Genomic DNA, 7,191 nt, shown 5'->3' with positions numbered 1-7,191 from the left:
AGGAGCTGGCCGAGGCGCATGGCGCCCAGGCCGTCGACAGCTTCGACGAGCTGCTCGACCAGGTGGACGCGGTCGCGTTCGCCGTGCCGCCCGCCGTTCAGGCGGAGCTGGCGGTCCGGGCGGCCGAAGCGGGTAAGCATCTGATCCTGGAGAAGCCGATCGCCGCGGATCTCGACGGCGCGCGGAGGCTCGCGGACGCGGTGGAGGCCGCCGGCGTCGCGGCTCTCGTGGTCCTGATCTTGCGTTTCTCGCCGATGACCCGCGAGTGGCTCGACGGCATCAAGGAAGCGGGCGGCTGGCGAGGCGGCGGGGCTCGATGGCTTTCGGGCGCGTTGCTCGGCGGCCAGTACCAGTCCTCGGCGTGGCGGCACGACTCCGGTGCGCTCGCCGACATCGGTCCGCACGCCCTCGATCTCCTGGACGCCGCGCTCGGCGAGATCACCGACGTGCTCGCGGCGAACCGGACCGATGACGATCTGTGGCAACTGCTGTTAGCCCACGAGGGTGGCGCGACCAGCACGGCGACCCTGTCGCTGCGGTTGCCGATCCAGCCGACGGTCGTCGAAGTCGCCGTCTACGGCGAGCACGGGTACCGCACGCTCGGCCGGAAACCAGGCTCGGCGGGCGAGTCGTACACCGCGCTCCTGGACGATTTCGCCGCGATGGCCGCGAGCGGGACGACCTCGCACCCGTGTGACGTACGTCGCGGTCTGCACCTCCAAAAGCTGCTCGAACACGCGCGGGAACTCGCCGGACACGGCAAGTAGTACACAGGTCACCCACAAGGCTTTTCCTTACGGGATAACACCTTCTTCCGGTTGGTTCGCGGCCGTCCACAGGTTTGTCCACAGGTTCCTTTGTGGACGATGCCGAGCATGGGAAAACCTTTTCCGCCACCGGAAAAGATCACCTCTTAGTGCGGCCACTCCGCCATGCCGAGTCGATCTTGTGATGCGAAGGTGATCTTGGGCGCTCCGGAAAGGAAGGCCATGGGTGAGCTGCTCCGCGCTTTCGGTGTGATGATCCCGTTGACGATCACCGCGGTTCCGTACGCACTGCTCGGGTGGCCGCTGCTCGCGGCGCATCGACGGCGGCGAAGACAGGCAGACCTCTTCTCCGCGTCAGCGACGGCCGCCGTCGACATGACGCTCGTGCTGGCCTGTTTCCTGGTGTTGTGCCTGGTCACGATGCCGGTGGCCGGCGTGCAGGGCAGCAGGCTGAACCTCGAACCCGGCACCGACCTGCGCCTCGCCCTGGACGACAGCGCCAATCTCTGGCAGGCGCTGGGCAACGTCCTCATGCTGAGCCCGCTCGGCGCCCTGCTCCCGATGCGGTTCCGCCGCCTGCGCTCCCTCGGCCGGATCGCGCTGGGCGCGCTGGCCGTCTCGATGCTGGTGGAGGGAACGCAGTATCTGATCCAGGCGGGCCGGGTGACCTCGGCGGACGACATCCTGCTGAACACCCTGGGCGCCGTCGCGGGCGCCGCGATGAGCAAACGGCTGTGGCACCGCCTGGACGTCCGGCCGCCGGTGGCGATCCCGGCGCAGGTCCGGCGGGTGTGCGAGGCCCCCGTCCGGCTCCGGGTCCCGAGGTCGGTCTGGGACGAGCGGTATTCGGGCATCGCGCATCCGCAGCGGAGGTAAATCGGTTGACCGTCGTGCGAAAGTGATCGCGAAAGCCCTACGCAGCAAGAAAGAGGGATGCCTCATGCCTGACGCCTTCGGTGGCGTCGGCACGAGCTAGCCGGCGCACCAGCCAGCCCCACCACGCACGCGGTTCCTCCCGTGCGTCTCTTTCTTCTGCCCGAAAGGCTTCCACCAGTGCTTTCCGAGACGATCCGTGCTCTGCAGTCCTACATCCGCCTCACCGCGGCGAAATTCCGCGAAACCGAGCGGATCGGGCCGTTCCTGGCCACGTACTACCTCGAATCCGGCAGCCCCTTCCTCAACTACGCGATCCCCGACGACGGCGCCGTCCCCACCGAGGACGACGTCGCCGCGCTCACCGAGGCGTTCCGCAAGCGCGGCCTCGCGCCGCGTCTGGAGTTCCTCACCGAAGCCGTCCCGGAGGCCGAAGCCGTGCTCGTCCGGTGCGGCTACACGCTGGAACGGCGGGTTCCGCTGATGATCTGCGTTCCGGGGCAGGTCGCCGAACAGCCGCAACCGGCCGGGATCAGCCTGGTCACCCCGAAGACCGAGGGCGAACTCCGGCAGATGATCCGGGCGCAGAACGTGGCGTTCGGGGAGACCGATCCCGACGAACACCTCGACCCGTCGCCGGATCAGCTGAGCGGCGAGACCATGTCGGTGATGGCGGTCGACGAGAACGGCGAGGTCGTCGGCGGCGGGGTCGCGACCGCGATCCTCGACGGCGCGACGGAGATCGCCGGGATCGGGGTGCTCGAGGAGTACCGGAGCCGCGGGATCGCCGCGGCGATGACGGAGTACCTGACGCGTGAGGCACACGCGCGCGGTGGCCGGTCGGTGTTCCTGACGCCGGGCGCCGGGCAGGCGGAACGCGTCTACGGCCGGGTCGGGTTCAAGACCGCGGCCGAATGCGTGCACCTGTCAGTCGTCTGAGTAGCCGCCGCGGCGTGACTTCTTGACCTCGCCGCGGCGCTTCTTCGACGCCAGGCGGCGTTCCTTCGAACCCCGTGAGGGTTTGGTGGGACGCCGTTTGGCGGCCGGGGGCGCCGAAGCGTCCGTCAGGAGCATCACCAGCCGTGCCCGCGCGGCTTCCCGGTTCATCAGCTGGGAGCGATGCTCGGACGCGGCGATCGTGACGACCCCGTCGACCAGGCGCGACGAAAGCCGGTCCAGCATCCGGGCCCGGAGATGCTCCGGGACGGACGCCGAACCGGCCACGTCGAAGGACAGTTCGACCCGCGAGTCCGTGGTGTTCACGCCCTGCCCACCCGGGCCCGAGGACCGGGAGAACCGTTCGCTCAATTCGGCACCCGGGATCACGAACCGGGTACCGATCACCACGTCATCAGCCACGGCACCAGTGTGTCACCCGGGCCCAAGCCGTTAAATCAGAAGCGGGGGTGGTCACCGGAGAGCACGGCGCGCGGTCCGTCCGGGTCTTCCGCGGGCTGTACGTCGCCGAGGATCCACGCCGGAACGTGCCGTGCGGTCAGCATCGCGAGCGCGCGGTCGACGTCGTCGGGGCCGACGATCGCGACCATGCCGACGCCCATGTTGAACGTCTTCTCCAGTTCGGCGCGCTCGACCTTGCCGCGGTGGCCGATCAGCGCGAACACCGGCGCCGGGGTCCAGGTGCCGCGTTCGAGCCGCGCGACCAGGCCGCGCGGCATGACGCGGGCGAGGTTCTGCTCCAGGCCGCCGCCGGTGACGTGCGCGAACGTGCGGACGTCGGCCTCGGCCGCCAGCGCGAGGCAGTCCTTCGCGTAGATCCTGGTCGGCTCCAGCATCTCCTCGCCCAGCGAGCGGCCGAACTCCTCGACGTGCCCGTCGAGCGGCATCCGCGCGATGTCCAGCAGCACGTGCCGGGCCAGCGAGTAACCGTTGGAGTGCAGGCCGGACGAGCCGAGCGCGAGGACGACGTCGCCGGGGCGGACCCGCTCCGGGCCGAGCACGTTCGACGCCTCGACGACACCGATGCCGGTGCCCGAGAGGTCGTAGTCGTGCTCGCCCATCAGGCCGGGATGCTCCGCGGTCTCGCCGCCGAGCAGCGCGCAGCCCGCCTGGACACAGCCCTCGGCGATCCCGCCGACCAGCGCCGCGATCTTCTCCGGCACGACCTTGCCGACGGCGATGTAGTCCTGCATGAACAGTGGCTCGGCGCCGGTGACGACCAGGTCGTCGACGACCATCGCGACCAGGTCGATGCCGACCGTGTCGTGCTTGTCGAGTGCCTGCGCGACGGCGATCTTGGTGCCGACCCCGTCGGTCGAGGAGGCCAGCACCGGCTCTTTCCACTTGTCCAGCTTCAGGGAGAACAGCCCGGCGAAACCGCCGACGCCGCCCATCACCTCGGGCCTCGTGGCCCTCTCGGCGTGCGGTTTGAGCAGCTCGACGGCTTTGTCACCGGCGTCGATGCTGACGCCGGCGGCGGCGTACGTGGCGCTCGTGGACTCGCTCACGGAAGCGGACTCCAACTCTGGAAGAGAGGTCTAGGGACGCCGGATGGCGTCCTCAGCACCGTACCCGGCAGGGCTGACGGGCTTCGCCGCGCCATTCACCGAGTCCAGGCTCTCCAGCAGGTGCTTCCCGATCAGCGCGTCTTCGGGCAGCGCGATCGGGTACTCGCCGGAGAAGCACGCGGTGCACAACCGCGACTTCGGCTGCTCCGACGCCGCGACCAGCCCGTCCAGGGAGATGTAGCCCAGGGTGTCGGCGCCGATGGAGCGGCGGATGCCGTCGAGGTCGACGCCGTTGGCCACCAGTTCGGCGCGCGAGGCGAAGTCGATGCCGTAGAAACACGGCCAGCGCACGGGCGGCGAGGCGATCCGGACGTGCACCTCGAGCGCGCCCGCCTCCCGCAGCATGCGGACCAGCGCGCGCTGGGTGTTGCCGCGGACGATGGAGTCGTCGACCACCACGAGCCGTTTGCCACGGATGACGTCGCGCAGGGGGTTCAGCTTCAGCCGGATGCCCAGCTGGCGGATGGTTTGCGACGGCTGGATGAAGGTGCGGCCGACATAGGCGTTCTTCACCAGGCCGGTGCCGTAGGGGATGCCGGAGCCCTGCGCGTAGCCGATGGCGGCCGGGGTGCCGGATTCGGGCACCGGCATGACCAGGTCGGCGTCGGCCGGATGCTCGGCGGCGAGTTTGCGGCCGATCTCGACGCGGGTGGCGTGCACGCTGCGGCCGGCGATCGAGGTGTCGGGGCGCGCGAGGTACACGTACTCGAAGACACAGCCCTTGGGCTCGGGGTTCGCGAACCGCGAGGAGCGCAGGCCCTCGGCGTCGATCGCGATGAGCTCGCCGGGCTCGACCTCGCGGACGAACGACGCGCCGCAGATGTCCAGCGCGGCCGTCTCGCTCGCGACGACCCAGCCGCGTTCTAGCCTGCCGAGCACCAGCGGGTGCACGCCGTGCGGGTCGCGCGCGGCGTACAGGGTGGACTCGTCGGCGAAGACCAGGCAGAACGCGCCCTTGAGGGTGGGCAGCAGTTCCAGCGCGGCGGCTTCGATGCCCTTGTCGGCGGCGTTGGCCGCGAGCAGCCCGCACACCAGGTCGGAGTCGCTGGACGAACCGGTCAGCCCCGCGTGCGGCTTGAGCCCGGCCTCGACCGTGCGATCCCGCAGCTCCGCGGTGTTGACGAGGTTTCCGTTGTGCGCGAAGGACAATCCGCTGCCGGTGGCGGTGGTGCGGAAGATCGGCTGCGCGTTCTCCCAGATGGTGGCGCCGGTGGTCGAGTAGCGGCAGTGCCCGACGGCGATATGTCCCTGCAGCGACTGCAGGACCTGCTCGTCGAACACCTGGCTGACCAGGCCGAGATCCTTGAAGACGACGATCTGCGAACCGTCGGAGACCGAGATGCCGGCCGCTTCCTGGCCGCGGTGCTGGAGTGCGTAGAGCCCGTAGTAGGTCAGCTTCGCGACCTCTTCTCCGGGCGCCCAGACACCGAAGACACCGCATTCCTCGCGGGGTTCCGGATCGGGTTGGTCGGTCACGGGCTGTCCGGCGAGGGACGGGTCGGAAACCACCGAGGTGCTCCCAGGGAGAAAGAGGGCAGGCCGCCACCAGTGTAAACGGTGAGCAGGAGATCAACGCGCCGCACGAGGTGGCGCTGGACACGCTTCGGCTGATGACCGTGAGTGACGAGCGGGTGTCAAGACCCGTCACTCACGACCCCCGACCAGCCGACCGCTCCCCCTCGACAGAGGCGGTCGACTGTGCTTAGGAGCTGACTAGCCGGCGGCAAGCCACTTGGACGTGCCACCGCGGCCGGGGACCCAGCAGCCCTTGGCCGCGGTCTCCGGAACGTAGAGCGAGCCGGGTGTGCGCTCGTCCGGGAGCGCGAGCAGTGCCGTCAGCACCGTCGCCGCGTCGCCGGTGAACCGCCACAGCCAGACCTCGGGCTCGAGGATGTCCTCCTCGGTACCGGGCATGCGGGTCGCGACGACGTCGTCCTCGGCGTTGAGCCGGACCACGTCGACCACGTTGTCGTGGACTCGCACGCCGACCACGGCCATGACCTCGCCGTTCGCGTCGCACGGGTGCACGAACTGGTACCCGCGGTGGATCAGTTCCTGCAGGCCGCTTTCGATGTCGGTGATTTCCGCGGTGATGGTGTCACCCGAGAACGTCATCGAATTCGCCGTCCTTGGCACCCGCGAGGAATGCGGCCATCTCGGCCTGGGTGTAGATCAGGGCCGGACCGGTCGGGAAGCGCGAGTTGCGCATCGCGATCTCTCCGGAAGCGAGCGGCGCCACCTCGACGCAGTTGCCGATCGCGTTGCTGTAGCTGGCTTTGCGCCACTGGGCGCCGGTAAGACGATCGGCCGGGATGCCGTTGTCGAACTGTTCAGCCATGGTCCCCACCTTCCCCGACAGAAGACTTCGGGCGATGCATCTGCATGTGCATTTGCCTGTGATCCCAAAGTTAGCACGTGTGACTGCAGCGGTAAATGCACGTGCAGAAGTTTTTGCAGAATTCGCGTGCAGTGATGACTTAAGTCCTCAGCCGTCCCACCAAAGGGTGACGCGCACCGTCTCCAACGGGTGAACAACTACGACTTGTCGTCGGAATTTCGGGCGCAGGCAAGAAAGCCCCGGAACGGCGGCCAGCCCCACAACGGTGATCGGCTCAGATTTCGGCGCGGCGCTTCATCAGCATCTGACGGCTGCGGTCCGGCGTTTCCGCGTCGACCGCGAGCATGTCCAGTGCCCGGCTGTACCGCTCGATCTCGTCGCGCTTGTCGATGTAGTGCGCGCCGGTCAGGTACTCGGTGTACGCGATGTTCGGCAATTCCTCTTCCGCGAACCTGAGCAGCGAGAACGCGCTGTCCGCGGAGTAGCCGCTCCGGTCGAACGGGAGGACCTGAACCGAGATGTTCGGCTGCTGGATCATCTCCAGCAGATGGTCGATCTGCGCCTTCAGCACCTCGCGGTCGCCGATCGGCCGGTGGAGCACCGACTCGTCGAGCACCAGCCACAGCCGCGGCGCGTCCGGCCGCGACAGCATCTTCTGGCGCCGCATCCGCAGCGCGACCCGGCGGTC

General features: G+C 68.8%; 9 protein-coding genes. 3 read left to right on the top strand and 6 right to left on the bottom strand.

The genetic code is table 11. The annotated features are described in order from the left end of the window. The 3 genes from AVR91_RS01095 to AVR91_RS01085 all read left to right on the top strand — a co-directional run. On the top strand, window positions 1–767 hold a 767-nt coding region (locus tag AVR91_RS01095; protein ID WP_076857229.1), incomplete at its 5' end, for a Gfo/Idh/MocA family protein. Window positions 768–989: 222 nt separating this feature from the next. Further along, window positions 990–1,643 (top strand): VanZ family protein, encoded by a 654-nt coding sequence (locus tag AVR91_RS01090; RefSeq protein WP_063272407.1) that lies wholly within the window; start codon window positions 990–992, stop codon window positions 1,641–1,643. Between the two features lie 177 nt (window positions 1,644–1,820). Beyond that, on the top strand, window positions 1,821–2,579 hold the full coding sequence (locus AVR91_RS01085; RefSeq protein ID WP_083737296.1) for a GNAT family N-acetyltransferase: 759 nt from the start codon (window positions 1,821–1,823) through the stop codon (window positions 2,577–2,579). On the opposite strand, the gene arfB is transcribed toward AVR91_RS01085, so the two are convergent. The 6 genes from arfB to AVR91_RS01055 all read right to left on the bottom strand — a co-directional run. Next, entirely contained in the window at window positions 2,568–2,999 is a 432-nt protein-coding gene (arfB, locus tag AVR91_RS01080) for an alternative ribosome rescue aminoacyl-tRNA hydrolase ArfB (RefSeq protein ID WP_016338029.1), read from the bottom strand. The two genes, AVR91_RS01085 and arfB, sit on opposite strands and share 12 nt — an antisense overlap. Before the next feature lie 35 nt (window positions 3,000–3,034). Then, window positions 3,035–4,105 carry a phosphoribosylformylglycinamidine cyclo-ligase gene (gene purM, locus AVR91_RS01075; protein ID WP_007032555.1) on the bottom strand — a complete coding sequence of 357 codons (1,071 nt, stop codon included), beginning with the start codon at window positions 4,103–4,105 and terminating at the stop codon, window positions 3,035–3,037. Window positions 4,106–4,135: 30 nt separating this feature from the next. Next, window positions 4,136–5,674, bottom strand: a complete 1,539-nt coding sequence (gene purF, locus AVR91_RS01070; RefSeq protein WP_007032554.1) for an amidophosphoribosyltransferase — start codon at window positions 5,672–5,674, stop codon at window positions 4,136–4,138. A 204-nt stretch (window positions 5,675–5,878) separates the two neighbouring features. Next, window positions 5,879–6,280, bottom strand: a complete 402-nt coding sequence (locus tag AVR91_RS01065; RefSeq protein WP_063272406.1) for a hypothetical protein — start codon at window positions 6,278–6,280, stop codon at window positions 5,879–5,881. Next, window positions 6,264–6,503 (bottom strand): DUF397 domain-containing protein, encoded by a 240-nt coding sequence (locus AVR91_RS01060; RefSeq protein ID WP_005152616.1) that lies wholly within the window; start codon window positions 6,501–6,503, stop codon window positions 6,264–6,266. Before AVR91_RS01060 ends, AVR91_RS01065 begins: the two co-directional genes overlap by 17 nt. A 274-nt stretch (window positions 6,504–6,777) precedes the next feature. Next, on the bottom strand, window positions 6,778–7,191 hold a 414-nt coding region (locus tag AVR91_RS01055; protein ID WP_228709096.1), incomplete at its 5' end, for a DUF5753 domain-containing protein.

Source organism: Amycolatopsis keratiniphila subsp. keratiniphila (genome assembly GCF_001620365.2).
GTDB lineage: Bacteria > Actinomycetota > Actinomycetes > Mycobacteriales > Pseudonocardiaceae > Amycolatopsis > Amycolatopsis keratiniphila.
The sequence above is the reverse complement of the archived record's forward strand: the minus strand, read 5'-3'. Positions and strand labels throughout refer to the sequence as shown.